The sequence below is a fragment of the Streptomyces sp. AC627_RSS907 genome (genome assembly GCF_019049165.1).
On the sequence record NZ_JAGMUE010000902.1, the window covers coordinates 1 to 548 of the forward strand.

Genomic DNA, 548 nt, shown 5'->3' on the forward strand with positions numbered 1-548 from the left:
GCCCTCGCCGCCAGGTGTGGCGGTCCGACGAGCAGCGCCAGCACGATCGACAGGTTGCTTCCGGAAACGGCCAGCAGGTGCGTCATATCGGTGGCTCGGAACGCCTCGTCGAGGTCGGGTGGCACCCGCGAGGTATCGCCTACGACGAGGCCCGGCAGCAGCGCTCTCGCGTCGGCACTCAGCCCGTCGGAGGCGGCCCGGAGACCGGCGCGCAGCCGCCCCGCCGTGCGCTGGAGGTCGCTCGGCCCGGCGAGCACCATGGGTGGGCGCTCGTCGTCGGTGCGCAGCACAGCGGCAACGCGATCACCGTCACGGGTCGGTGGCACCACTCGTGCGCGCACCCGCAGCCGTGTCGAGGGCAGGAGGCCCCGCCACCGCGCGTCCACCGTCGCGAATGGCTCATCGGGGCCGCGGGAACCGCCCTGGCGCGAACGCCCGCCGAGCGTCGCCTCGGCTTCGCCATACGCCGGTGCCTCACCCGCCTCGGCCATGCCACGCAGGTCGACGATCAGCAGCACCGGCGTACGCGTCCGCACCACGCGCTGGGC

The 548-nt window shown here is 74.3% G+C and carries 1 protein-coding gene; it reads right to left on the minus strand.

Annotated elements, in window-relative coordinates:
- On the minus strand, positions 1-539 hold a 539-nt coding region (locus KUM32_RS39365), incomplete at its 3' end, for a ComEC/Rec2 family competence protein (protein ID WP_374227608.1).
- Positions 540-548 lie beyond the last annotated feature (9 nt).